The organism is Streptomyces griseocarneus (genome assembly GCF_014655595.1).
Lineage (GTDB): Bacteria > Actinomycetota > Actinomycetes > Streptomycetales > Streptomycetaceae > Streptomyces > Streptomyces griseocarneus.
Genome location: NZ_BNBL01000008.1, coordinates 180,379 through 205,531, shown reverse-complemented (window position 1 = coordinate 205,531; position 25,153 = coordinate 180,379). Strand labels below are relative to the sequence as shown.

The window sequence follows — 25,153 nt, the reverse complement described above, 5'->3', positions numbered from 1 at the left end:
GCCCCCTCGAAGACGCTCATCATACGGATTCGGGCTCCGCGGGATTTGATCGAGTGGTCAAACCCCGCGGGCCGGCCGGAACCGGCGGTCGGAAACGGCGGTAGGAACCTGCGGTCAGAACCTGCGTTCCGGCCACTGCTCGCGCAGCAGCCGCACGGTCTCGTGAATGGCCGGGCGGCGGGCCGCGCCCGCGCGCCAGTAGGCGAACAGCCGCCGGATGGGGGTGGGTTCGAGCGGCACCGCCCGTACGCCCTGGGGCAGCGGACCGCGGCCCAGGCGCGGCACGAGGGCGATGCCCAGCCCGGCCGCGACGAGCGCCACCTGGGTGTGGTTCTCGGCGACCTGGTAGGCCAGGTCCGGCTCGCTGCCCGCGGCGCGCAGGGTGCGCACCAGCCAGTCGTGGCAGACCGTGCCGGGCGGCTGGCAGACCCAGCGCTGGTGCGCCAGGTCCGTCTCGCGCAGGGGCCCCCGCCCGTCCAGCGGATGGCCCTCGGGCACCAGGACGTCGCACAGGTCGTTGCCGATCCGCGCCCGCTCCAGGCCGTCCGGCGCGGGGAGCGGCTCGATGTCCCATTCGAACGTCACGGCCAGGTCGAGCACGCCCTGCGCCACCAGGCCGACGGACTCGTGCGGGTCGACCTCGGCCAGGCGGGCGTCCAGGGAGGGGTGTTCGCGGCCGAGCGCGGCCAGCACGCCCGGCATCAGGCCGCGCGCGGCCGACGCGAACGCCCCGATGGCCAGCCGGCCCGTGGGCAGCCCGCGCCGCTCCTCCAGGTCCGTCTCCGCGCGTTCGACCATGACCAGCAGCTCCCGCGTGGTCTCCGCCAGGCGCACGGCCGCGTCGGTCAGCACCACCCCGCGTCCCCGGCGCTCCAGCAGGGTGGTGCGGGTCTCCCGTTCCAGCTTGGTGATGGACTGCGACACGGCGGACGGCGTGTAGCCGAGCGCGACGGCGGCCGCGCTGACCGAACCGTGCACGGAGACGGCGTGCAGGGCGCGCAGCCGGGACAGATCCAGCATGATCCCTCGTTCCCCCCATTGTTGAGCGTTGCTGAATCCCATCATGAAGAAACCCGCGCTGGTGCTACATGGTGGGTGCACATGATGCTCGTCGCATGCGACCACCGCACATAGCCCTGGCCGTCGCCGTGGCGGCCCTGTGGGGCGTCAATTTCGTTGTCATCGACGTCGGCCTCGACCACTTCCCGCCGCTGCTCTTCTGCGGACTGCGCTTCCTGGCCGCCGCGCTGCCGGCCGTCTTCTTCGTGGGGCGGCCGCCGGTGAAGTGGCGGTGGATCATCGGCGTGGGGCTGGCGCTCGGCGTGGGAAAGTTCGGGCTGCTGTTCGTCGGGATGCGGGCCGGGATGCCGGCCGGGCTGTCCTCGCTGGTCCTGCAGGCCCAGGCGGTCTTCACGGCCCTCTTCGCGATGCTCGCCCTCGGCGAACGCCCGGGGCGGGTCCGGCTGCTGGGCATGGCGGTGGCCCTGTCGGGCATCGTGGTCGCGGCCGTCGACGAGAGCGCCTCCGGGCCGATCCTCGGGTTCGCCCTGGTCGTGATCGCCGCGGCCTTCTGGGGCGTCTCCAACGTCCTGACCCGCAAGGCCTCGCCCGCCGACGGACTGCGCTTCACCGTGTGGATCAGCACGGTCCCGGTGCTGCCGCTCCTTGCGCTGTCCCTGGTCTTCGAGGGCCCCGAGGCCGACGCCGAGGCCCTGAGCTCCCTGGACTTCAGCGGCGTGGGCGCCCTGCTGTTCGTCGCCTGGGTCAGCACCGTGCTCGGCTTCGGCGCGTGGAACTTCCTGCTGCGCGGCTACGACGCCTCGGCCGTCGCCCCCTTCACGCTGCTGGTGCCGGTGTTCGGGATGACCTCGGCCGCGCTGCTGCTGGGCGAGACCGTGAGCCCGCTGCGCTGGTGCGCGGCGGTGCTGCTGGTGGGCGGGGTCGCCGTCACCTCGTTCGCGGGGAGGCGGCGACCAGCCCCCGCAGATACTCCGCTCCCGGCCCCGCCAGCTGCTCGAAGTCGGCCACGTGAGGGTGCCAGCGCTTCTCGTACTCCCAGCTCAGCCAGCCGTCCCAGCCCGCCCGGCTGAGCGTGCCCACGCAGGCGCCCAGCGGCAGGACGCCCGTGCCCAGCTGCACCGGCGTGGTGTCCTCGGCCGAGCCGACGTCCTTGACCTGCACATAGCCCAGGTGCGGGGCGAGGGCGGGGAAGCTCTCCGCCGGCTCCTCCCCGCCCAGCCAGGTGTGCAGCACGTCCCACAGCGCCCCGATGCTGCCGTGCCCCACGGGCCCCAGGACGCGCACGGCGTCCTGGGCGCGCCGGTGGGAGTCGTGGGTCTCCATCAGGACGCGCACGCCCGTGTCGGCGGCGAGCGGCGCGATCGTCCCGAGCCGGCGCGCGGCCGCCGCGTCGGCCTCGTCGGAGGGCTGATCGCCGCCGCCGGGGAACACCCGGACGTACGACGCCCCCAGATCGCCCGCGAGCCGCACCAGGCCGTCCAGCTCCGCCAGCACCGGCTCGTCGGGCCCGGGTGCGGCCACGCGCGCGTACCCGGCGACCGCCAGGATCGCCACGTCCGCCTCGGCGAACGCGGCCGCCGCCGCGGCCCGCTGGGCGGGCGGGAGGCCGGGATGCACGGGCTCCTCCGGATGAGCGCGCAGCTCGACGCCGTCGTATCCGTGCGTCGCGGCGAGCCGCACCACGTCGGGCAGGGCCAGTCCGGGGGTCGCGAGGGTGGAAAAGGCCAGCTTCATGGTGATCGGTTTCCCCGCCCGGCGGCGGGAAATGCCACTGATGCCGAAGTCGGGAACACCGGGGGACGGGAGGGCACCCGCTCATGACGGCCAGGGGCAGCGGAAAACCGGGCACCAGGACCAGGGACATACGCATCGCCGTGAACGGCGCGACCGGCCGTATGGGCCATCGCCAGCACCTCGTACGGTCCCTCCTCGCCCTCCGTGAGCAAGGAGGCGTCCCGCTCGGCGACGGCGGGGCGCTGCGGCCCGAGCCGGTCCTCGTCGGCCGCGACGGCGGCAGGCTGGCCGCGCTCGCCGCCCGCCACGGCGTCGAACGGTGGTCCACCGACCTCGACGCCGTCCTCGCCGACCCGGACGTCGAGGTCTACTTCGACGCCCAGGCCACCTCCGCGCGGCCCGCTGCGCTGCGCCGGGCCATCGCCGCGGGCAAGCACGTGTACTGCGAGAAGCCGGTCGCGGGCAGCTACGCCAAGGCCCTGGAGCTGGCCCGGCTCGCCCGGGCCGCGGGCGTGCGGCACGGCGTCGTCCAGGACAAGCTCTTCCTGCCCGGGCCGCGCAAGCTCGGACGGCTCGTCGACCAGGGCTTCTTCGGCCGCGTGCTGTCGGTGCGCGGGGAGTTCGGCTACTGGGTCCTCGAGGGCGACAGGGAGCCCGCCCAGCGGCCCTCGTGGAACTACCGCGCCCAGGACGGCGGCGGCATGGCCGCCGACATGTTCCCCCACTGGGAGTACCTGCTGCGCGAGCTGTTCGGCCCCGTACGGTCCGTCCAGGCGCGCCTGGCGACCCACATCGACCGCCGCTGGGACGAGCGTGGCCGGCCCTACGAGGCCACCGCCGACGACGCCGCCTACGCCATCTTCGAACTGGAGGGCGGCACGGTCGCGCAGTTCAACTCCTCCTGGGCCGTTCGGGTGCACCGCGACGAACTGCTGGAGCTCCAGGTCGACGGGACGGAGGGTTCGGCGGTGGCCGGGCTGCGCCACTGCCGGGCCCAGCACCGCTCGGCCACCCCGCGGCCCGTGTGGGACCCCGACGTGCCGGCCGCCGAGGACTTCCGCGCGCAATGGCGGGAGGTGCCGGACGCCCCCGAGGACGCCGGCAACGCCTTCCGCGCGCAGTGGGAGCTGTTCCTGCGGCACGTCGCCCTGGGCACCCCCTGGCGCCACGACCTCTTCGCGGGCGCGCGCGGGGTGGCCCTCGCCGAGGCGGGCCTGCGGTCCTCCCGGGAGGGCAGGCGGCTGGCCGTGCCGGAGCCCGCGCCGTGATCCGCCTGCCGGATGCGTCCGGGGCCCTGCGCCCGTACACGCCCCGGGCCGCGCGGCCGGTGCCTCCCGGGCCGCCGCCGCGCCGCCGTACGGTCCTGGCCGCCGCCCACGTCGTGGCCGACCCCTTCGGCGACGCCACCCCGGACGGCCGCGCCGCCCTGGACTGGGACGCCACGCTCGCCTTCCGCCGCCACCTGTGGGCGCACGGGCTGGGCGTCGCGGAGGCGATGGACACCGCCCAGCGCGGCATGGGCCTGGGCTGGGACACGGCCGCCGAGCTGATCCGGCGTTCGGCGGCCGAGGCGGCGGCGGTGGGCGGCCGGATCGTCTGCGGGGCGGGCACCGACCACCTGACGCCGCCCTACGGTTCGCCGGACGACATCGCGGCGGCCTACGAGCGGCAGCTCGAGGTCGTGGAGTCGGCGGGCGCCCGGGCCGTCGTGCTGGCCTCCCGGGCCCTGGCGGCCGTCGCCCGCGGACCGGAGGACTACGAGCGGGTTTACGGGCGGCTGACGCGCCAGACGGAGCGACCCGTGATCCTCCACTGGCTCGGCCCCATGTTCGACCCCCATCTGGAGGGCTACTGGGGCAGCACCGACCTCGACGCCGCCACGGACACGCTGCTGCGGATCGTGACCGCCCACCCCGGGAAGGTCGAGGGGGTGAAGGTCTCGCTGCTGGACGCGGGGCGCGAACGGGCCCTGCGGCAGCGGCTGCCGGCGGGGGTGCGGTGCTTCACGGGGGACGACCTCCACTATCCGGAGCTGATCGAGGGCGACGAGGGCGGGTCCAGCGACGCGCTGCTGGGCGTCTTCGACCCGCTGGGGCCGTGGGCGGCCCATGCCGCGCGCCTGCTCGACGCCGGCGACCGGCACGGCTTCCGGGCCGTGCTGGATCCGACGGTTCCGCTGGCCCGGCACCTCTTCGAGCCGCCGACGCGCTTCTACAAGACGGGCATCGTCTTCCTGGCCTGGCTGGCCGGGCACCAGCACCACTTCGTGATGCCCGCGGGCCTGCACGCCGCGCGGCCGGTGCCGCATCTCGCGAGGGTGTACGAACTGGGCGACGGCCTCGGCCTGTTCCCCGACCCCGAACGGGCCCGGGAGCGGATGGCGCGCTGGCTGGCGGTCCACGGGGTGGAACGGTGAGCGGGCTGGAGCGGTTCAGCCTCAACCAGCAGACGGTCCGGCAGTGGTCGCTGCCCGAGCTGGTGGCGGGCTGCGCGGCCGCCGGGGTGGGTGCGGTGGGGCTGTGGCGGGAGCCGGTGCGGGAGTACGGCACCGAGGCCGCCGCCCGGCTCGTACGCGGCGCCGGACTGGCCGTCAGCAGCCTGTGCCGAGGGGGCTTCCTCACCGGGGCCGATGCCGCCGGGCGGCGTCGCGCGCTCGCCGGCAACCGCGCCGCCGTCGAGGAGGCGGCGACGCTCGGGGCCGCCGCTCTCGTGCTGGTGGCGGGCGGGCTGCCGCCCGGCAGCCGGGACCTGCCCGGCGCGCGCGAGCGGCTGGCCGACGCCCTGGCCGAGCTGGGGCCCTACGCGGCCGCGCACGGGGTGCGGCTGGCGATCGAGCCGCTGCACCCGATGTTCGCCTCCGACCGTTGCGTGGTGTCGACCCTCGGTCAGGCCCTCGACCTGGCCGAACGGTTCCCGGCCGGCCAGGTGGGCGTGGTGGTGGACACCTACCACCTGTGGTGGGACGACGCGGTGGGCCGGCAGCTCGTCCGGGCGGGGGAGGGCGGCCGGATCGCGGCCTTCCAGCTCGCCGACTGGATCACGCCGCTGCCTGAGGGGGTGTTGCTGGGGCGGGGACAGCTGGGCGATGGGTGCGTGGACCTGAGGTGGTTCCGCGAACGGGTGGAGGCGGCGGGGTACACCGGGCCCGCCGAAGTGGAGATCTTCAGTCCGTCGCTGTGGGCGCGTGAGGGCGCGGCGGTGCTCGCCGAGACGCTGGAGCGATATCGCACGCATGTGCTGTGACCTGGGGTTCGGCACCCTAGGTAACGGAATCATAACGCCTTGGAATCGTTGCAACCCTTCGGCGCTGTGGAGGGTCGTTATGAACATCAGGCTTCCCGGGGAGGGATCCGGGGGGATTCAGGGGAAGCCGGTTCCGGGGGGAACACGAGGGGCTCGGTCGTCGGACCGGGCCCCTCGAATCGTTCCGGCACCCCCCCCCGCATCGTCCCGGCCCCCTGCCCCCTGCTCCGGGAAACCGGAACCGCGGTTATCCACAGGCCCGAACGCCTGTCGGACCCCGGCGGTACCGTCGGGGCATGGTGCAACTGGCTGTGGTCGAAGGGGTTCTCGAGCGGATCACCTACGCCAATGAGGAGAGCGGCTATACGGTCGCGCGCGTCGACACCGGGCGCGGCGGCGGCGACCTCCTCACGGTGGTCGGCTCGCTGCTCGGCGCGCAGCCCGGCGAGTCGCTGCGCCTGGAGGGGCGTTGGGGATCCCATCCGCAGTACGGCAAGCAGTTCACCGTGGAGAACTACACGACCGTCCTGCCCGCCACGATCCAGGGCATCCGCCGCTATCTGGGCTCCGGCCTGATCAAGGGCATCGGCCCGCGCATCGCCGACCGCATCGTCAGCCACTTCGGCACGGACACGCTCGACGTCATCGAGAGCGAGCCCGGGCGCCTGATCGAGGTCCCGGGGCTCGGCCCCAAGCGCACCCGATCGATCGGCGCCGCCTGGGAGGAGCAGAAGGCCATCAAGGAGGTCATGGTCTTCCTGCAGGGCGTCGGCGTCTCCACCTCCATCGCCGTACGGATCTACAAGAAATACGGCGACGCCTCGATCTCCGTCGTCCGCAACCAGCCCTACCGCCTCGCCGCCGACGTCTGGGGCATCGGCTTCCTCACCGCCGACCGGATCGCCCAGTCCGTCGGCATCCCGCACGACAGTCCCGACCGGGTCAAGGCCGGCCTGCAGTACGCCCTGTCGCAGTCCACCGACCAGGGGCACTGCTTCCTGCCCGAGGAGCAGCTCATCGCGGACGCCGTGAAGCTCCTCCAGGTCGACACCGGCCTGGTCATCGACTGCCTCGCCGAACTGGCCGCGGACGAGGAGGGGGTCGTGCGCGAGAGCGTTCCCGGCCCCGACGGCGGCGAGCCGGTCACGGCCGTCTACCTGGTCCCCTTCCACCGGGCGGAGCTCTCCCTGGCCGGGCAGCTGACGCGGCTGCTGCGCACCGAGGAGGACCGCCTGGCCGCGTTCCAGGGCGTCGACTGGGACAAGGCCCTGACCTGGCTCGCGGGGCGAACGGGCGCGGAGCTGGCGCCCGAGCAGCAGCAGGCGGTCAGGCTCGCGCTCACCAGCAGGGTCGCGGTCCTCACCGGCGGGCCGGGCTGCGGCAAGTCCTTCACCGTGCGGTCCGTGGTGGAGCTGGCCCGCGCCAAGAAGGCCAGGGTGGTGCTGGCCGCGCCCACCGGGCGGGCGGCCAAGCGGCTCTCCGAGCTCACGGGCGCCGAGGCGTCCACGGTCCACCGGCTGCTGGAGCTCAAGCCCGGCGGCGACGCCGCCTACGACCGCGACCGGCCGCTGGACGCCGACCTGGTGGTGGTCGACGAGGCGTCAATGCTGGATCTGCTGCTGGCGAACAAGCTGGTCAAGGCCGTCCCGCCGGGAGCCCATCTGCTGCTCGTCGGGGACGTCGACCAGCTGCCGTCGGTGGGCGCCGGCGAGGTGCTGCGCGACCTGCTCGCCGACGGCGGGCCGGTCCCGGCGGTCCGGCTCACCCGGATCTTCCGGCAGGCGCAGCAGTCCGGAGTGGTGACCAATGCACACCGCATCAACTCCGGGACGCACCCCCTCACTCACGGGATGAAGGATTTCTTCTTCTTCGTCGAGGAGGACACCGAGGAGGCGGGCCGGCTCACCGTGGACGTGGCGGCGCGGCGCGTCCCCGCCCGGTTCGGGCTCGACCCGCGCCGCGACATCCAGGTGCTGGCCCCCATGCACCGCGGTCCCGCGGGCGCCGGCACGCTCAACGGACTGCTTCAGCAGGCCATTACGCCCGCCCGGCCCGACCTGCCCGAGCGGCGCTTCGGCGGCCGGGTCTTCCGGGTGGGCGACAAGGTCACCCAGATTCGCAACAACTACGAAAAGGGGCAGAACGGAGTCTTCAACGGCACGGTGGGCGTGGTCACCGCGCTGGACGCCGTCGAGCAGCGCCTGACCGTGCGCACCGACGAGGACGAGGAGGTCGGCTACGACTTCGACGAGCTCGACGAGCTCGCCCACGCCTACGCGGTCACCATCCACCGCTCGCAGGGCAGCGAGTACCCGGCCGTGGTGATCCCCGTCACCACGGGTGCCTGGATGATGCTGCAGCGCAATCTGCTGTATACGGCGGTAACCCGGGCAAAGCGACTCGTGGTGCTGGTCGGTTCCCGGCGTGCACTGGGGCAGGCGGTGCGCACGGTGTCCGCGGGCAGGCGCTTCACAGGGCTCGATTACCGGCTCGCGGGGAGCGGCGGAAGACGTGACGGAGGTGGCATTCGTCTCTGAACGGTTTACCAATGCGGGCGAAGGGGGCAGGATGGGCAGGCTGGGCGGCACTGAGTGCCGTCTTTAGGCCCTATGGCCGACCCCGAGTGCACGTACATCGTCCAAATGGGGGAAGGTAGGGGTAGTCAGGGCACCTCGAAGAAGAGGCACAACGTCGGTGAGGGATGACGTGAGCGACAACTCTGTAGTAGTGCGGTACGGGGACGGCGAGTACAGCTACCCGGTGGTCGACAGCACTGTCGGCGACAAGGGCTTCGACATCGGCAAGCTGCGTGCCCAGACCGGTCTGGTGACCCTGGACTCCGGCTATGGCAACACCGCCGCCTATAAATCCGCGATCACCTACCTCGACGGTGAGCAGGGCATCCTGCGCTACCGCGGTTACCCGATCGAGCAGCTGGCCGAGCGCAGCTCGTTCCTCGAGACGGCGTTCCTGCTGATCAACGGCGAGCTGCCGACCGTCGACGAGCTGGCGACCTTCAAGGGCGAGATCACCCAGCACACCCTGCTGCACGAGGACGTCAAGCGGTTCTTCGACGGCTTCCCGCGCGACGCCCACCCGATGGCCATGCTGTCCTCCGTGGTCAGCGCGCTGTCGACCTTCTACCAGGACAGCCACAACCCGTTCGACGAGAAGCAGCGTCACCTGTCGACGATCCGGCTGCTGGCCAAGCTGCCGACGATCGCGGCGTACGCCTACAAGAAGTCGATCGGTCACCCGATCGTCTACCCGCGCAACGACCTCGGCTACGTCGAGAACTTCCTGCGCATGACCTTCTCGGTGCCCGCCGCGGAGTTCGAGCTGGACCCGGTCGTCGTCAGCGCCCTGGACAAGCTGCTGATCCTGCACGCCGACCACGAGCAGAACTGCTCGACCTCGACCGTGCGCCTGGTGGGCTCCTCGCAGGCCAACCTGTTCGCGTCGATCTCCGCGGGCATCAACGCCCTGTGGGGCCCGCTGCACGGTGGCGCCAACCAGTCGGTGCTGGAGATGCTCGAGGGCATCCAGCGCAACGGCGGCGACGTGGACTCCTTCATCCGCAAGGTGAAGAACAAGGAGGACGGCGTCCGCCTGATGGGCTTCGGCCACCGCGTCTACAAGAGCTTCGACCCCCGGGCGAAGATCATCAAGGCGGCGGCGCACGACGTCCTCTCCGCGCTCGGCAAGTCCGACGAGCTGCTGGACATCGCGCTGAAGCTCGAGGAGCACGCGCTCTCCGACGACTACTTCGTCTCGCGCAACCTCTACCCCAACGTGGACTTCTACACCGGTCTGATCTACCGGGCCATGGGCTTCCCGACCGAGATGTTCACCGTGCTCTTCGCGCTCGGCCGGCTCCCCGGCTGGATCGCCCAGTGGCACGAGATGATCAAGGAGCCGGGTTCCCGCATCGGCCGTCCGCGCCAGATCTACACGGGCGTCGTCGAGCGCGACTTCGTCCCGGTCGAGCAGCGCTGACCCGGGCCACCCAGGCCGCACGGCACGCGGGCCCGCGCAACGCGGGCCGACGGGCGCCCCGCACCGATGACGGTGCGGGGCGCCCTCGCGTTTGCCGGTCGCCCGCGTCGTGGTCCCACCGATGTGTGCGCCGGCATGTGCCCGATGTGTGCGCCGGCATGTGCCCGGCATGCGAAAAGCGCCCCGTCTCCGATCCCCCCACGGGTCGGAGCGAGGCGCTTTTCTGTCCCGGCGCGGATTCCCCCCACGGGACCCGGCCGGGAGCCGACGGACGCGATCTGCCGGGACGCGTACGTACGGGAGGGCCGCTCAAAGCTCCCCGGGTACGTGTCCCGGCCACGCGTAGCCGGTCCGTCCCCCAAGACGATCCAGCACTGCCTGGTTAGACCAATGTCCCCCCACGATGGTTACCTGCCAATCGCTGTGATCTAGGTCTCCAGGAGAAAGCGGGACGTCAGGGGCGTGTCAGGCGCGGCCGACGAGCTCGTAGCCCGCCTCGTCCACGGCCGCGCGGACGGCCTCGTCGTCCAGCTCGCCGCCGGCGGTGACGGTGACCAGGCCCGTGGCCGCGACGGCCGCGACCGAGGTGACGCCGGCGATCGTGGAGAGCTCGCTCGTCACGGCGGACTCGCAGTGGCCGCAGGTCATGCCGGTCACCTTGTAGACGGTGGTGGTCATGGGAACTCCTCGGTAGGGAATGTTCGGGTGCCGTATGACGGCGGCAACAAGACTACCCCCCGGGGGTATGTCCGGGGGTAGGGGTGAGGGGAAATACGCCGCGGGCGTCAGGATCTCGGGCGGCGGTTGCGGTTGCCGGGCCGGGAGGCGACCCAGGTGCGGATGGTGTCGGCGAACCAGTACGGCTTCCCGCCCTCGTTGAGGTCCGGGGAGGGGAGCAGTCCGTGCTTGCGGTAGGAGCGCACGGTGTCGGTCTGCACGCCGATGTGTGCCGCGATTTCCTTGTAGGACCAGAGTCGACGGTCGGTCATCTCTCGCGCCTCTCCGCTGTGCCGCAGTCACGGAGGGGGGTCCGTTGGGGGACCTGCGGCACGGCCTTGGTGATCGTCAGCCTGTCCCCGGAGAACGACGCTGAGTGATCAGGCGGAGCGGCTGTCCGGTTTCTGTGACGGAAGGCTCGCGCGGATGTGACGCCCGTAACAAGGAGGTGACTCCGTAACAGCCGTGCCACGCGAGGTGACAGCCGTCCTCCTGCGAGTCCTGCGGACCACGGCCCGGGCGGTCTCAGCCGACGTCCGCCAGCCGCACCGGACGCCGCTCGCGCCGCGAGACCTCGCAGGCCTCGGCGATGTGCAGGGCGCGCAGCCCTTCCGCCCCGGGGCAGGGGCTCGCGGCACCGTCCCGCACGGCCCGTACGAACGCCGCGAGCTCGGCCCGGTACGCGCCCTCGAACCGCTCCAGGAAGCCCCTCCAGGGCCGTGCGGGCGCCGGGGGCCCGTCCGGCTCGGCCGAGGTCAGCGGCGCGCGCCCGGACAGCCCCACCACCCACTGGTCGCGCTCCCCGGACAGCTCGGTGCGCACGTCGTACCCGGCGCCGTTGCAACGGGTGGCGGTGGCCGTCACCAGCGTGCCGTCGTCCAGGGTGAGCAGCGCCGCGGCACTGTCCACGTCGCCGGCCTCCCGGAAGAAGGCGGCACCGGCGTCCGAGCCCCGCGCGTACACCTCCACCACCTCGCGCCCGGTCAGCCAGCGCACCGCGTCGAAGTCGTGGACCATGCAGTCCCGGATCAGCCCCCCGGACTGCGGCAGGAACTCCGGCGGGGGCGGCGCGGCGTCGGAGGTGACGCAGCGGATGGTGTGCACCCGCCCCAGCGCCCCCGAGCGCAACGCCTCGCGGGCCGCCAGGAAGCCGGCGTCGAAGCGGCGCTGGAAACCGATCTGCAACAGCGTGCCCGCCGCCTCCACCTCGCGCAGCGCGGTGACCGTGCCCGCCAGGTCCGCGGCGACGGGCTTCTCGCAGAAGGCGGGCAGCCCGGCCCGGGCCGCCCGGGTGATCAGGCCGGCGTGCGCCGGGGTGGCGGCGGCGATCACCACCGCGTCCACGCCGCGGTGGTTGAGCACCTCGCCCACCGTGCGCGCGGCGTGCGCGCCGACGGCCCGCGCGAGCGCCGCCGCCCGCGCCGGGTCGGCGTCCGCGACCACCAGCTCGGCGACGCCGTCCGTGGCCGCCAGCGCGGCGGCGTGGAAGGTGCCGATGCGCCCCGCGCCGAGGAGCCCGATCCGCAGTCCGCCGTGCGTCACGGTGCTCACCCCCCGTAGAGGGCCGGGCGGGGGACGAGCGTGACCGGCGTGCGTTCGCCGGTGGCCTGGGCCCGGACGCCGGCCTCGCAGACGGCGGCGGCCGCGTAGCCGTCCCAGACGCCGGGGCCCGTGGTCTCGTCGCGCCGGGTGGCGTCCACCCAGGCCTGCACCTCGCGGTCGTAGGCGGAGCGGAAGCGCACCACGTAGTCCGGGGCGATCTCCCCGCCCCACCGGCCGGCGGCGTTGACGTACAGGCCGTGCGCGTCGCCGGCCCGGGCCGTGCCGCGCTCGCCGACCGCCTCGCAGCGCACCTGGTAGCCGAAGCCGCAGTTGAGGAAGGCCTCGACGTCGACGATCGCGCCCCCCTCGGTCTCGAACAGCACGAGCTGGGGATCGCTCAGCCCCCCGGGCGCGGCGGCCGAGGGGGCCGGGCGCAGGACGGTGACGGAGGTGATCTCCTGGCCCAGCAGCCAGCGCGCCACGTCGATCTCGTGCACCACCGAGTCGTGGATGATCATCTGGTCGGTGAAGCCGGGCGGGGTGGCGGCGTTGCGGTGGGTGCAGTGCAGCATCAGCGTCCGGCCGAACGCCCCGGAGTCCAGCAGCGCCTTGAGCTGCTGGAACTCGGCGTCGTAGCGGCGCATGAAGCCCACCTGCGCCCGCCGGTGTCCCAGCCGGACCTCCGCCTCCATCACCCGCAGCGCCGACGCGGCGTCCGGGGTGAGCGGCTTCTCGCACAGCACGGGCAGGTCATGGGCGAACGCCTCGAGCAGTGCCGCCTCGTGGGCCGGTCCGGGGGAGGCGATGAGGACGGCGTCCACCGCGTCGTCCGCCATCGCGGCGGCCGGGTCGGTGTAGGCGGCGCAGTCCGCGACGGAGGCGGCCACGGCCGCGGCGCGCTCGCCGTCGATGTCGACGACGGCCGCCACCCGGGCTCCGCTGATGACCTCGTCGATGCGCCGGACGTGGTCCGATCCCATTCTGCCGGTGCCGATCACGGCCACGCCGAGTGTTCCGTCTCGCGTCATTGCACGTTCCTCAGAGCTGGGGGTCTCAGAGCTGGGGAGTCTCAGGGCCGGTGGGGGCGGCGGGGGCTAGGCGCCGCAGGAGCGCAGGAAGGCGCGGGTGCGCCGGGCGATGGGCAGCGGTTTCCCGGGCGGGCAGGGGTACATGTCCTGCTCGACGATGGCGAAGAGGTCGACGCCCAGGCCCTGTGCCGCGGTCAGGACGGGCTCCAGCGCGGGGACGCCGCGCGGCGGTTCGCACATCACGCCCTGCCGCACGGCCGGGCCGAAGGGCGTGCCCCGCTCCACGACGTCCGCGAGGACGGCCGGGTCCACCTGCTTGAGGTGGAGGTAGCCGATCCGTTCGCCGTAGGTCTTGATGAGCTTGACGCTGTCGCCGCCGCAGTAGGCGTAGTGCCCGGTGTCCAGGCACAGGTTGACCAGCGCGGGGTCGGTGGCGTCGAGGAAGCGCTCGACGTGCGCCTCGGTGTCGAGGTGGGTGTCGGCGTGCGGGTGGACGGCGATGGTCATCCCGAAGACGTCGAGGACCTCCCGCGCCAGCCGTTCCGTGCCGGAGGTCAGGTGGCGCCACTGCTCGGCGGTCAGCTCGCGGCTCTCGACCAGCTCGGCCGTCCTGTCGTCGCGCCAGAAGGAGGGGATGACCACGAGGTGGCCGGCGCCCGTGGCGCGGGCGAGGCCGGCGACCCGGGAGACCTGCTCCCAAGTCTGCTCCCAGACGGCGGGGCCGCGGTGCAGGGCGGTGAAGACCGTGCCGGCGCTGACGTGCAGGCCCCGGCTGCCGGTCTCCTCCAGCAGCAGACCGGGGTCGGTGGGCAGATAGCCGTACGGGCCCAGCTCGATCCACGCGTAGCCGGCCTCCGCGACCTCGTCCAGGAAGCGCCGCCAGGGCACCTGCGCCGGGTCGTCGGCGAACCAGACGCCCCAGGAGTCGGGAGCGGATCCGACGCGGATCCGGTCCAGGGCGGGGGGAGGGGGCGAAGGCGTGGCGGCGGGGTCCATGCGGCGGCTCTCCTCTCGCCGGTCGGCGTTGACCGGGGAAGGCTGGGGATGCCCGTAGCTTCCTGGCTGTGCGGAGGAGTGTCAAGATTTCGTCCGGACATAAGGACGTAACGTCAATAGCGGGACGAGGACGTCCTTATGTAAGGACAAATGCTTGACAGGGTCGTCCGCCCACCGCTAGACCTGAGCCCGGAGCGAGCCGCCGCGCGGAGGGGACGAGGAAGACCATGACCGGTCCGTACGAACTCATCACCATGGGCCGGCTCGGGGTGGACCTCTATCCGCTCCAGACCGGGGTGCCGCTGGCGCGGGTCGAGACGTTCGGGAAGTTCCTGGGCGGCTCGGCGGCCAACGTGGCGGTCGCCGCCGCCCGGCTGGGCCGCCGGACCGCGCTGATCAGCCGCACCGGCGACGACCCCTTCGGCGGCTACCTCCACGACGCGCTGCGCGACTTCGGCGTGGACGACCGCTGGGTGACACCGGTGGCCGCCTATCCCACGCCCGTCACGTTCTGCGAGATCCACCCGCCGGACGACTTCCCGCTGTACTTCTACCGCCGGCCCAAGGCCCCCGACCTCGAGATCCACACCGCCGAGCTGGACCTGGACGCCGTCCGGGCGGCCCGCGTCTTCTGGATGACCGGCACGGGCCTGAGCGAGGAGCCCAGCCGCACCGCCACGCTGGCCGCGCTCGAGGCCCGGGGCCGGCGCGGGACGACCGTCTTCGACCTGGACTGGCGGCCGGTGTTCTGGGGCGACGACGGCGCCGCGGCCGCCCGCCCGCTGTACGCGGCCGCCCTGGCCCACGCCACCGTGGCCGTCGGCAACGTCGACGAGTGCGAGGTCGCCACCGGCGAGCGCGAGCCGTACGCCGCCGCCCGGGCGCTGCTGGCCTCCGGCGTGGAGCTCGCCGTCGTCAAGCAGGGCCCCCGGGGTGTGCTGGCCGTCCACCGCGACGGCACCGTCGCCGAGGTCCCACCGGTCCCGGTCGAGGTCCTCAACGGACTCGGCGCGGGCGACGCGTTCGGCGGCGCGCTGTGCCACGGGCTGCTGGCGGGATGGGAGCTGGAGCGCGCCGTACGGTTCGCCAACGCCGCCGGAGCCGTCGTCGCCTCCCGGCTGGCCTGCTCCGCCGCGATGCCGACCGCCGACGAGGTCGCGGACCTGCTGGACCGTTCCGCCGAGAATGAGGGTTCCCGTTGACCATCCGCATCGCCGACCTGCCGCGCGTGCGCAGCCGCCACCCCGAGGCCGTGGCCGAGGCCGCCGCCCTGCGCGCGCGCCGCCCGCTCGTCGGCGACAGCGGACGGCTGATGATCGTCGCCGCCGACCACACGGCGCGCGGCGCGCTCGACGTGGGCGGCCGGCGCCTGGCGATGGCCAACCGGGCCGATCTGCTGGAGCGGTTGTGCCTCGCGCTCTCCCGGCCCGGCGTGGACGGCGTGCTCGCCACCGCCGACATCCTCGACGACCTGCTGCTGCTCGGCGCCCTGGAGCACAAGGTCGTCATGGGCTCCATGAACCGCGGCGGCCTCCACGGGGCGTCCTTCGAGATGGACGACCGCTTCACCGGGCCCCGCGCCGGCGACATCGTCCGCCGGGGCTTCGACGCCGGCAAGCTCCTGCTGCGCATCGACTACGACGACCCCGGCTCGCTGACCACGATGGAGTCCGCCGCGCGCGCCATCGACGAGATGGCGGCCCACCGGCTGCCCGTCTTCGTGGAGCCCTTCCTCTCCCGGCGGGTCGACGGCCGCGTGCGCAACGACCTGAGCGCGGAGGCGGTCACGAAATCCCTCGCCATCGCGTCGGGCCTGGGCGCGACGTCCGCCTACACCTGGCTGAAGGTGCCGGTCACCGACGACGCCCGGGACATGGCGCGGGTGATGGAGGCCTCGACGCTGCCCGCCGTGCTGCTCGGCGGCGACGTGGGCGCCGACCAGGACGCCGCCTACGAGCGGTGGCGGTCGGCGCTGCGGCTGCCCACGGTGCAGGGGCTGGTGGTGGGAAGGGCGCTGCTGTACCCCGCCGACGGGGACGTGGCCGGGGCGGTCGACACGGCGGTGGGGCTGCTGTGAACGACGCCCGTGCCGCGCGAGCGGCGGCAGCGCCCCGGGGAACGGGAAGGGGCGGGACGGGGGAACACCTCCCGCCGCGGCGACGAGCGGCCCGGGCGAGCGGTCCGGTGCCGAGCCAGGAGATGCGCGCATGACCTCTGACCACCGACACCTGCCCGCCGGAGCCGGCACCGGCGGCGCCTACGACCTGGACATCGGCCCGGAGCGCGCCGGCTGGGCGTACTCCTCGCTGCGGGTGGTGACCCTGGAGCCGGGCGCCGCCCACGCCTTCGCCTCCGGCGACAGCGAGTGGATCGTGCTGCCGCTCGCCGGCGGCTGCGTCGTGGCCACCGGCGACGACGGCGCGGTGACGTTCGAACTGGACGGCCGGGACAGCGTCTTCACCGCCGTCACCGACTTCGCCTACGTCCCGCGCGACACGCACACCACGCTGACCTCTCCCGGGGGCGGACGGTTCGCGCTCGCCGGCGCGCGCTGCGAACAGGCGCTGCCCGCCCGCTACGTGCCTGCCTCCGCCGTCCCCGTCGAACTGCGCGGCACCGGCACCTGCTCCCGCCAGGTCAACAACTTCGCCGCCGCCGACGTCTTCGCGTGCGAGCGGCTCATCGCGGTCGAGGTCCTCACTCCGGGCGGCAACTGGTCCTCCTACCCGCCCCACAAGCACGACGAGCACCACCCCGGTGAGGAGTCGGAGCTCGAGGAGATCTACTACTTCGAGATCGCCGCCGCCCCCGGCGGCGAGGCGGGCCTGGGCTACCAGCGCGTGTCGCCCTCCCGCGAGAAGGGCACGGACGTCCTCGCCGAGGTCCGCACCGGCGACGCCGTGCTCATCCCCGACGGCTGGCACGGCCCCTCGATCGCGGCGCCCGGCCACGACATGTACTACCTCAACGTGATGGCCGGCCCCGGCCCCGGCCGGGAGTGGCTCATCCGCGACCACCCCGGCCACGCCTGGATCCGCTCCACCTGGCCCGGCCACGACACCGACCCCCGCCTGCCGCTGTACGAGCCGTCCTCCGGAGGCCCCCGATGACGACCCGACGGCTCACCGTCGCCCAGGCGCTGGTGGAGTTCCTCGCCCACCAGTACACCGAGCGCGACGGCCGCCGGCACCGCCTGATCGCCGCCTGCTGGGGCATCTTCGGCCACGGCAACGTCGCCGGCGTCGGCCAGGCCCTGCTGGAGTCCGGGGACGCGCTGCCCTACCTCCAGGGCCGCAACGAACAGGCCATGGTGCACGCCGCCGTCGGCTACGCCCGGCACAACGACCGGCTCTCCGCCCACGCCGTCACCACCTCCATCGGCCCCGGCGCCACCAACCTCGTCACCGGCGCCGCCCTCGCCACCATCAACCGGCTGCCCGTCCTCCTCCTGCCCGGCGACACCTTCGCCACCCGCCCCGCCGACCCCGTCCTCCAGCAGCTCGAGCACCCCGGCGCGGGCGACGTCTCCGTCAACGACTGCCTGCGCCCCGTCTCCCGCTTCTTCGACCGCGTCGTGCGGCCCGAGGCGCTGATCCCCGCCGCCCTCCAGGCGGCCCGCGTCCTCGCCGACCCCGTCGAGACCGGCGCCGTCACCCTCGCCCTGCCCCAGGACGTCCAGGCGGAGGCGTACGACTGGCCGGAGGAGTTCCTCGCCGACCGCGTCTGGCACGTGCGCCGTCCCGCCCCCGACCCGGCGGAGCTCGAGGCGGCGGCCGCGGCGGTACGGGCCGCCCGGCGCCCCCTGCTGATCGCCGGCGGCGGGGTCCACCACAGCGAGGCCGAGGACGCCCTGCGCGCCCTCGCCGACGCCACCGGCATCCCCGTCGCCTCCACCCAGGCCGGCAAGGGCTCGCTGCGGTACGACCATCCGTGCGACGTCGGCGGCATCGGCCACACCGGCACCGCCGTCGCCGACGCGCTCGCCGGCGGCGCCGACGTCGTCATCGGGGCCGGCACCCGCTACAGCGACTTCACCACCGCCTCCGCCACCCTCTTCGCCGCGCCGGACGTCCGCTTCGTCAACCTCAACATCGCCCCCTACGACGCGCACAAGATGGCGGGCCTGCCGCTCGTCGCCGACGCCCGCAGCGGGCTGGAGGCGCTGACCGGGCAACTGGCCGGCTACCGCGTCCCGGACGCGTACGCCAGCGCGTACACCGCAGGCAAGGCGCAGTGGGAGGCGACGGTCACGCGCGCGTACTCGTCGCGGGACGGCCGGGGCGACGGCGCCCGCCCCACCCAGGCGCAGGTGCTCGGCGCGCTGGACGCCGTCGTGGGCGACGAGGACGTGATCATCAACGCGGCGGGCTCGCTGCCGGGCGACCTGCACAAGCTCTGGCGGGCCCGCTCCCGCCGCCAGTACCACCTGGAGTACGGCTACTCCTGCATGGGCTACGAGATCCCGGCCGCCATCGGCGTGCGGCTCGCCGACCCCGGACGGCCGGTGTGGGCGCTGGTGGGCGACGGCACGTACCTGATGATGCCGACCGAGCTCGTCACGGCCGTGCAGGAGGGCATCGCGATCAAGGTGATCATCGTGCAGAACCACGGCTACGCCTCGATCGGCGGCCTCTCGGAGTCCGTCGGCGGCGAGCGCTACGGCACCGCCTACCGCTTCCGGGCGCCCGACGGCACGTACACCGGCGACCCGCTGCCCGTCGACCTGGCCGCCAACGCCGCCTCCCTCGGCATGACCGTGCTGCGCCCCCGCACCACCCGCGAGCTGAGCGCGGCGCTGGCCGAGGCGCGCGCCTCGGACCGGCCCACATGTGTCTATGTGGAGACCGAAACAGGCGACACAGTGTCCGGCGCGCCACCGGCGCAGGCGTGGTGGGATGTGCCTGTCGCCGAGACCGCGACCCGCCCGGCGGCCGTGACGGCCCGGGAGGAGTACGACCGCAACGCCGCCGCCCGTCGTCGTTATCTTTGACCGTAAGGAAGGCCGAGCAGATGAAGACCGTCAACCACTGGATCGACGGCAAGTCCGTCGAGGGCGGCTCCGGCACCTACGGGCCGGTGACCGACCCCGCGACCGGCGCCGTCACCACCCGGGTCGCGTTCGCGTCGGCCGAGGAGGTCGACGCTGCCGTCGCGGCCGCCAAGGCCGCGTACGCGACGTGGGGCGGCTCCTCGCTGGCCGCGCGCACGTCGGTGCTGTTCCGCTACCGCGCGCTGCTGGACGCCCACCGCGACGAGCTCGCCGCGCTGATCACCGCCGAGCACGGCAAGGTGCACTCCGACGCGCTGGGCGAGGTCGCCCGCGGCCTGGAGATCGTGGAGCTGGCCTGCGGGATCACCACGCAGCTCAAGGGCGAGCTGTCCACCGAGGTCGCGAGCCGGGTGGACGTCGCCTCCATCCGGCAGCCGCTCGGCGTCGTCGCGGGCATCACGCCCTTCAACTTCCCGGCCATGGTGCCGATGTGGATGTTCCCGCTCGCCATCGCCTGCGGCAACACCTTCGTGCTCAAGCCGAGCGAGAAGGACCCCTCGCCCGCGATCCGCCTCGCGGAGCTCGCCGCCGAGGCCGGCCTGCCGGACGGCGTCCTCAACGTCGTCAACGGCGACCGGACCGCCGTCGACCGGCTCCTGGAGCACCCGGACGTCGCGGCCGTCTCCTTCGTCGGCTCCACGCCCATCGCCCGTCACATCCACACCACCGCCTCCGCCCACGGCAAGCGCGTCCAGGCACTCGGCGGCGCCAAGAACCACATGCTGGTCCTGCCCGACGCCGACCTGGACGCCGCCGCGGACGCCGCCGTCTCCGCCGCCTACGGCTCGGCCGGCGAGCGCTGCATGGCGATCTCGGCGGTCGTCGCGGTCGGCGACAGCGGCGACGAGCTGGTGGCGAAGATCCGCGAGCGCGCCGAGAAGATCAAGATCGGTCCGGGCGACGACCCCGCGTCCGAGATGGGCCCGCTGATCACCAAGGCGCACCGCGACAAGGTCGCCTCCTACGTCCACGACGCCGCCGCCCAGGGCGCGCAGGTCGTCCTCGACGGGACCGGCCTCACGGTGGCCGGCTACGAGGACGGCCACTGGATCGGGCTGTCGCTGCTGGACAAGGTGCCCACCACCGCCGACGCGTACCGCGACGAGATCTTCGGCCCGGTGCTGTGCGTGCTGCGCGTCGCGACGTACGAGGAGGGCGTGGCCCTCATCAACGCCTCGCCGTGGGGCAACGGAACGGCCGTCTTCACCCGCGACGGCGGTGCGGCCCGGCGCTTCCAGCTGGAGGTCGAGGCGGGCATGGTGGGCGTCAACGTGCCCATCCCGGTGCCGGTGGGCTACCACTCCTTCGGCGGCTGGAAGCACTCCCTCTTCGGCGACCACCACATCTACGGCAACGACGGCGTGCGCTTCTACACGCGCGGCAAGGTCGTCACCACCCGGTGGCCCGACCCGGCCGACGGCGGGGTCGACCTGGGGTTCCCCAGCCACCGGTGAGCCGGTTGGGTTGTGCCGGTTTGCTGCGGTATGGACCGTAAGCTCGGGGCATGACCTGGTCGAGCGCGCTGAAGGACACCGCACGCGCCGGGCTGACGATCGAGAAGGCCAGCCTGGAGCCGCTGGTCGCGCTGCGCGGCGCGTGCGGGGTGGCGATCGTCATCGGTCTCACGCTGTGGCTGGGCACCCCGCGGCTCGCGGTGTCCTCGGCGTTCGGCGCCTTCGCCTCGGGGCTGGCGACCTTCCAGCGCAGCTGGCGGCCGCGGCCGGTGCTGGCGCTCGCCGTGGCGATGGGGCTGGCCTTCAGCACGTTCGTGGGCTACATGGCCATCGCCGACCACGTCGTCTTCGCCGTCCTGCTGGCCGTGTGGACGCTGCTGGCGGGCATGGCGTGGGCGATCGGGCCGGTGTCGGGGATGGTGGCCTCGCAGATGGTCGCCGTCATGCTGTTCACCGTCACCCTGCCGACCTCCGTGCTGGGGGCGCTGCACCACGCCGGCCTGATCGCCTTCGGCGGGCTCGTGCAGGCCGCGCTCATCGTCGTCTTCCCCATCCGGCCCTGGGGGCGCCAGCGCGACGCCCTCGCGGACGCGCTCGCCGCCGAGGCCGACTACGCGCGCCGGCTCCGCCACGACCCGGTGGCCACCTTCGACCCGCAGCCGCTCATGGACGCCCGCAGCGCCGCCTCCCTGACCCCGCGCCAGGCCAGACGGCGGCCCGGCCAGCTCGGCGGCCCGCGCGGCCTGGCCGAGCGGCTGCGGCCCGTCCTGGCCTCGCTCGCCGACCCCGTCCTCGGCGCGCCCCCCGAGGGCCCCGAGCGCGACCGGACGCGCGAACTGCTGGGCGCCGCGGCGACCGTGCTCGACGCGGTGGCGCACGCGGTGCGCTGGGGGCGGCCGGTGAAGGTCAGCCCGGAGGTCATGGCCGCCCTGGACGTGCCCGACGAGAACGACCTGGTCCTCACGGGCGCCGCCCGGCGGTCCGCGCTGCGGCTGATGGTGCTGCTCGCGGACGTCGTCGAGTCCGCCGACGAACGCGTCGAGTCCACCCGCCCCACCGTCCCCGAGGAGCGCCGCCACCTGCTGCGTCCCTCCGTGCCCCGCCTCGTGCCCGTCGGCCTGCGCGCCCTGCGCCGCGAGGCGCGCTGGTCCTCGGCCATCGGGCGGCACGCCGTGCGGGTCACGGCGGTGGTCTCGCTCGGCTACGCCCTGGGCACGGCGCTGCCCCTCGGACACGGCTACTGGGCCCCCATGACCTCGGTGATGGTCATGCGCCCCGACTTCGCCCAGACCTACTCGCGCGGCGTCGCCCGCTTCGCCGGGACCGTCGTCGGCGTCTGGCTCGCCGGCGGACTCATGGCACTCGCCCACCCCGGCATGTACGTCTGCGCGGGGCTGGCCGTGCTGTGCATCGGGCTGATGTACCTGCTGATGCGCACGGGTTACAGCGTCGCCTCCACCTGCATCGCCGCCTACGTCGTCTTCCTGCTGGGCATCGCGGGCGAGGGCTGGTCGCAGACCGTCTGGGCCCGGCTGGCGCTGACCCTGCTGGGCGGGCTGCTGGCGCTCGCCGCGTACGCCGTCTTCCCCGCCTGGGAGACGCTCAGGCTGCGCGACCGCCTCGCCGACTGGCTCGAGGCCAACGGCCGCTACGCGATGGCTGTCCTCGCCCGCTACGCCCACCCCGACGTCCGCAAGCCGCGCCGGGTGCGCGAGGCCCTGCTGGACCAGAGGGCCGCCCGCCTGGAGTGGGAGGAGGCCGTCGCCCGCGCGGAGAAGGAGCCGGTGCGCCACCGCGGCATCTCCCGCCGGGCGGAGCGCGCGGCGGAGTCGTCCCTGGCCACCATGGGCCGCGCCACGATGCTGATGGAGGCTCACTTCCCCGACAGCGACGCCCGGCCGTCGCCGGGGGCCGAGGAGTTCGCGGCCGCCCTGCGCGACGCCATGCCGGACGCGGCCGCGGCCGTACGGGAGCGCCGCCGCCCGGACTGGACCGGGCCGCACGAGGCGTACGCCGCGTGGCGGGCGGCGGTGGGGGGCGAGGGGGTGGCGGTGCGGGCGACCGAGCTGCTGCTGGACGCCATGGACGAGCTGGCGGACGCCGTGGCGCCGCGCAGGCGGCGGGAGCCGCCGGGGCGGCCTACGGCGTGAACAGCCGGTCCAGGTGGGCGTCGGCCAGCGCCATCGCCTCGGCCGGCGAGTGCACGTCGAGCAGCGTGTAGCTCGTCAGCCCGTCGACCAGGCAGATCAGCAGCGTCGCCTCGGTGTCCGGGTCGCGGTCCGGGGCGATCTGACCGTCCGCCATCGCCCGCCGGATCTGGTCCGCGAACAGCGCCCGCAGCACCGGAACGCCCTCCTTCGCGTGCCCCCGCAGCCGTTCGTCGTGCACGGCGTGCAGGAAGTACGCGACCTGCACCAGGTTCCCGCTGCGGCTCTCGGCGTCCAGCGGCAGCATCTCGGCGACGGACTCGCGCAGGATCACGCGCGGCGAGGGAACGGCGGCCGACGCCTCGATCCGCGCGCGGATGCGCCGCGCGGCGAGTTCGTTGATGTGGTCGAGCGCGAACACCAGCATGTCGCCCCGGCTGCGGAAGTAGTGCTGCAGCTGCCCGAGCGAGATGCCCGCCTCGGCCGCCACGTCGCGCAGGCTCGCACCCTCGAGGCCGCGCGTGGACGCGATCCGCCAGAGGGCCTCGGCGATGCGGCGACGCCGTTCGTCGTGATCGACACGCTTGGGCACGATTGCTGCCTCCGATTTTTACAGGTCAGTTGTATTGCAATAACCTGCCGCCTGGCAGTACAACTGACTTGGAAAGAACGGGGGACATGGTGGCCGGAAACCCGCACCATTCTCAAATCGGGCGGCTCCGGCCCCCACGCCATCGTGTCGGCCCCCGTGCCCGCCGCTGGTGGACCGCCCGCGCCTGGCTCGCCGTCGGCGGCCCGGCGCTCCTCGCGGCCGGCGCGCTCCTCACCCTCTCGTTCCTCTTCTTCCCCGGGGCGCTGCCCTGGCTGGCCCCGCTCACCGCCGCCGCCGTCGCGCCCGCGCTCGGGTACGCCCTGGCCGTGCCCGCCCTGCGCTGCCGCGTGCACGCCTGGGAGGTGGGGGAGGCGGCCGTCTACGCGGCGAGCGGCTGGTACCGCCGCCGGCGCCGGATCGTGGCGCTGGCCGGCGTGCGCGACGTCGCCGTCCGGCGCGGACCGCTGCAGCGGCTGTACGGGCTCGCCACCGTCACCGTCGCCACCGGCTCGTCCGCGGCCGGCCTGCGGATCGCGGGGGTGCCCGAGGCCGAGGCCGAGGCGCTGGCCGGGCGCATCCGGGCGGGGGTGGCGGCGTGACGGTCCTCGCGACGGCGGACGTGCGCCGGCTCCGCTACGCCCCGCTCACCTTCTGGGTCTGGGGAGGCGTCCTCATCGCCGCCGGAACGGTGTGGAAGATCCTCAAGGCGACGGGCGTCAAGCCCTGGCGGCTCGGCTTCGTGCGGCGCCTGGCCGAGACCTTCGGCGGCGACGCGCTGTGGGTGTCCGTCCCCCTCGCGCTGCTGGTCATGACCGCGCTGGGCGTGGCGGGCGCGCTGGGCATGCACGCCCTGAACTGGTCGCGCTACCGGCTCGAGCGGACCCGCGAGGGCGGCCTCGCCGTCCACCGGGGCCTGTCGGCCAAGGATCCCGTCTCCATCGAGCCCGGCCTGCTGTGCGGGGTCGCGCTGCGCGAGCCGCTGCTGCTGCGGGCCGGCGGCGGCGCGTCCGTACGGGCCGTGGCCGGCGGCCTGGGCAACCGCGACCAGAACCGCACCCGCAGCGTGGTCCTGCCGCCCTCGCCGAAGGCGGAGGCCGAGCGGGTGCGCGCGGGGGTGCTCGGCGAGGGCGTCGACGTCTCCGGGCTGCGCGGGCACCCCCGGGCCGGTCTGCGGCGACGGGCCGTGGCCGCGCTCGGCTGGTGGGTGCTGCCGGTGGTCGTGGTGCTCACGGTGCTGGGGTGGCTGCTCGCACTGCCCGTGCTGCTCGCCTGCGCGGCGGGCTGGGCGCTGGCCGCCTCTCCGGTGGCCCTGCTCCTCGCCCGGGACGCCTACCGGGCACTCGGACACGCGGTCCGCGGCCGGTATCTCGTCGTGCGGTCCGGCACGTTCGGACGGGAGACGGTGACGCTCGCCCGGAATGCCGTACAGGCATGGACATTTACCGATACGCCCTTTGCGCGCCGGGCAGGTGTGGTCACTCTCACTGCGGCGGTGCCCGCAGGGGAGGACGGATATCGCATACCGGACATGTCGGCGGCGGAAGCGGCCGAGTTCGCGGAGTACGCGGCTCCGGGAATCGTCCGTGAGTTCTTGATCCACACAGATGCCTGAAAAGTCTGTCGTACATTCGCAC

At 73.8% G+C, this 25,153-nt stretch carries 21 protein-coding genes and 1 pseudogene; 14 read left to right on the top strand and 8 right to left on the bottom strand.

Annotation, left to right across the window (positions count from 1 at the left end; all coding sequences use genetic code 11):
* Window positions 1-114: 114 nt before the first annotated feature.
* Complete coding sequence (locus IE295_RS21355) at window positions 115-1,020, bottom strand: LysR family transcriptional regulator (RefSeq protein ID WP_190065312.1); 906 nt, start codon at window positions 1,018-1,020, stop codon at window positions 115-117.
* A 95-nt stretch (window positions 1,021-1,115) separates the two neighbouring features.
* Between IE295_RS21355 and IE295_RS21350 the strand changes: the two genes are divergently transcribed.
* Window positions 1,116-2,090: an EamA family transporter gene (locus tag IE295_RS21350; RefSeq protein ID WP_190065311.1), complete on the top strand. Its 975-nt coding sequence runs from the start codon at window positions 1,116-1,118 to the stop codon at window positions 2,088-2,090.
* On the opposite strand, the pseudogene IE295_RS21345 reads toward IE295_RS21350, so the two are convergent.
* A pseudogene (locus tag IE295_RS21345) lies at window positions 2,041-2,754 on the bottom strand (sugar phosphate isomerase/epimerase family protein); the annotation flags it as partial. The gene IE295_RS21350 and the pseudogene IE295_RS21345 sit on opposite strands and share 50 nt — an antisense overlap.
* Window positions 2,755-2,837: 83 nt before the next feature.
* Between IE295_RS21345 and IE295_RS21340 the strand changes: the two are divergent.
* The 5 genes from IE295_RS21340 (at window position 2,838) to IE295_RS21320 (ending at window position 9,993) form a co-directional block, all read left to right on the top strand.
* A complete protein-coding gene (locus IE295_RS21340; RefSeq protein WP_190065310.1) occupies window positions 2,838-4,022 on the top strand; it encodes a Gfo/Idh/MocA family protein in 1,185 nt (394 codons plus the stop codon).
* Entirely contained in the window at window positions 4,019-5,170 is a 1,152-nt protein-coding gene (locus IE295_RS21335; protein WP_190065309.1) for a dihydrodipicolinate synthase family protein, read from the top strand. Before IE295_RS21340 ends, IE295_RS21335 begins: the two co-directional genes overlap by 4 nt.
* Window positions 5,167-5,997, top strand: a complete 831-nt coding sequence (locus tag IE295_RS21330; protein ID WP_190065308.1) for a sugar phosphate isomerase/epimerase family protein — start codon at window positions 5,167-5,169, stop codon at window positions 5,995-5,997. The genes IE295_RS21335 and IE295_RS21330 overlap by 4 nt, the downstream gene beginning before the upstream one ends.
* A gap of 296 nt (window positions 5,998-6,293) precedes the next feature.
* A complete protein-coding gene (gene recD2 / locus IE295_RS21325) occupies window positions 6,294-8,534 on the top strand; it encodes an SF1B family DNA helicase RecD2 (protein WP_190065307.1) in 2,241 nt (746 codons plus the stop codon).
* A 169-nt stretch (window positions 8,535-8,703) separates the two neighbouring features.
* Window positions 8,704-9,993 carry a citrate synthase gene (locus tag IE295_RS21320; protein ID WP_190065306.1) on the top strand — a complete coding sequence of 430 codons (1,290 nt, stop codon included), beginning with the start codon at window positions 8,704-8,706 and terminating at the stop codon, window positions 9,991-9,993.
* A 465-nt stretch (window positions 9,994-10,458) separates the two neighbouring features.
* On the opposite strand, the gene IE295_RS21315 is transcribed toward IE295_RS21320, so the two are convergent.
* The 5 genes from IE295_RS21315 to IE295_RS21295 form a co-directional block, all read right to left on the bottom strand.
* A complete protein-coding gene (locus IE295_RS21315) occupies window positions 10,459-10,671 on the bottom strand; it encodes a heavy-metal-associated domain-containing protein (RefSeq protein WP_190065305.1) in 213 nt (70 codons plus the stop codon).
* Between the two features lie 107 nt (window positions 10,672-10,778).
* Complete coding sequence (locus tag IE295_RS21310) at window positions 10,779-10,982, bottom strand: MerR family transcriptional regulator (protein ID WP_190065304.1); 204 nt, start codon at window positions 10,980-10,982, stop codon at window positions 10,779-10,781.
* Window positions 10,983-11,235: 253 nt separating this feature from the next.
* Window positions 11,236-12,237 carry a Gfo/Idh/MocA family protein gene (locus IE295_RS21305; protein ID WP_190065431.1) on the bottom strand — a complete coding sequence of 334 codons (1,002 nt, stop codon included), beginning with the start codon at window positions 12,235-12,237 and terminating at the stop codon, window positions 11,236-11,238.
* A 20-nt stretch (window positions 12,238-12,257) separates the two neighbouring features.
* A complete protein-coding gene (locus IE295_RS21300; protein WP_190065303.1) occupies window positions 12,258-13,280 on the bottom strand; it encodes a Gfo/Idh/MocA family protein in 1,023 nt (340 codons plus the stop codon).
* Window positions 13,281-13,346: 66 nt separating this feature from the next.
* Window positions 13,347-14,276: a sugar phosphate isomerase/epimerase family protein gene (locus tag IE295_RS21295; protein ID WP_190065302.1), complete on the bottom strand. Its 930-nt coding sequence runs from the start codon at window positions 14,274-14,276 to the stop codon at window positions 13,347-13,349.
* Window positions 14,277-14,503: 227 nt separating this feature from the next.
* On the opposite strand from IE295_RS21295, the gene iolC reads away from it, so the two are divergent.
* The 6 genes from iolC to IE295_RS21265 all read left to right on the top strand — a co-directional run bounded on the left by iolC (window position 14,504) and on the right by IE295_RS21265 (window position 22,930).
* Window positions 14,504-15,478, top strand: coding sequence for a 5-dehydro-2-deoxygluconokinase (gene iolC, locus IE295_RS21290; protein ID WP_190065301.1), 975 nt, complete (start codon window positions 14,504-14,506; stop codon window positions 15,476-15,478).
* Window positions 15,475-16,353, top strand: coding sequence for a Cgl0159 family (beta/alpha)8-fold protein (locus IE295_RS21285; protein ID WP_190065300.1), 879 nt, complete (start codon window positions 15,475-15,477; stop codon window positions 16,351-16,353). Before iolC ends, IE295_RS21285 begins: the two co-directional genes overlap by 4 nt.
* A 130-nt stretch (window positions 16,354-16,483) precedes the next feature.
* Window positions 16,484-17,386, top strand: a complete 903-nt coding sequence (gene iolB, locus IE295_RS21280; RefSeq protein WP_190065299.1) for a 5-deoxy-glucuronate isomerase — start codon at window positions 16,484-16,486, stop codon at window positions 17,384-17,386.
* Complete coding sequence (gene iolD / locus IE295_RS21275; RefSeq protein ID WP_190065298.1) at window positions 17,383-19,266, top strand: 3D-(3,5/4)-trihydroxycyclohexane-1,2-dione acylhydrolase (decyclizing); 1,884 nt, start codon at window positions 17,383-17,385, stop codon at window positions 19,264-19,266. The genes iolB and iolD overlap by 4 nt, the downstream gene beginning before the upstream one ends.
* A gap of 20 nt (window positions 19,267-19,286) precedes the next feature.
* Window positions 19,287-20,780, top strand: coding sequence for a CoA-acylating methylmalonate-semialdehyde dehydrogenase (locus tag IE295_RS21270; protein WP_190065297.1), 1,494 nt, complete (start codon window positions 19,287-19,289; stop codon window positions 20,778-20,780).
* 50 nt (window positions 20,781-20,830) lie between these two features.
* Entirely contained in the window at window positions 20,831-22,930 is a 2,100-nt protein-coding gene (locus IE295_RS21265; RefSeq protein WP_190065296.1) for an FUSC family protein, read from the top strand.
* Here IE295_RS21265 and IE295_RS21260 read toward each other — a convergent pair.
* A complete protein-coding gene (locus tag IE295_RS21260; RefSeq protein ID WP_190065295.1) occupies window positions 22,920-23,519 on the bottom strand; it encodes a TetR/AcrR family transcriptional regulator in 600 nt (199 codons plus the stop codon). The two genes, IE295_RS21265 and IE295_RS21260, sit on opposite strands and share 11 nt — an antisense overlap.
* An 86-nt stretch (window positions 23,520-23,605) precedes the next feature.
* On the opposite strand from IE295_RS21260, the gene IE295_RS21255 reads away from it, so the two are divergent.
* Together IE295_RS21255 and IE295_RS21250 are read left to right on the top strand one after the other, a co-directional pair.
* Window positions 23,606-24,118, top strand: coding sequence for a PH domain-containing protein (locus IE295_RS21255; protein WP_190065294.1), 513 nt, complete (start codon window positions 23,606-23,608; stop codon window positions 24,116-24,118).
* Complete coding sequence (locus IE295_RS21250; RefSeq protein ID WP_190065293.1) at window positions 24,115-25,131, top strand: PH domain-containing protein; 1,017 nt, start codon at window positions 24,115-24,117, stop codon at window positions 25,129-25,131. Before IE295_RS21255 ends, IE295_RS21250 begins: the two co-directional genes overlap by 4 nt.
* The last annotated feature ends 22 nt before the right edge of the window (window positions 25,132-25,153 follow it).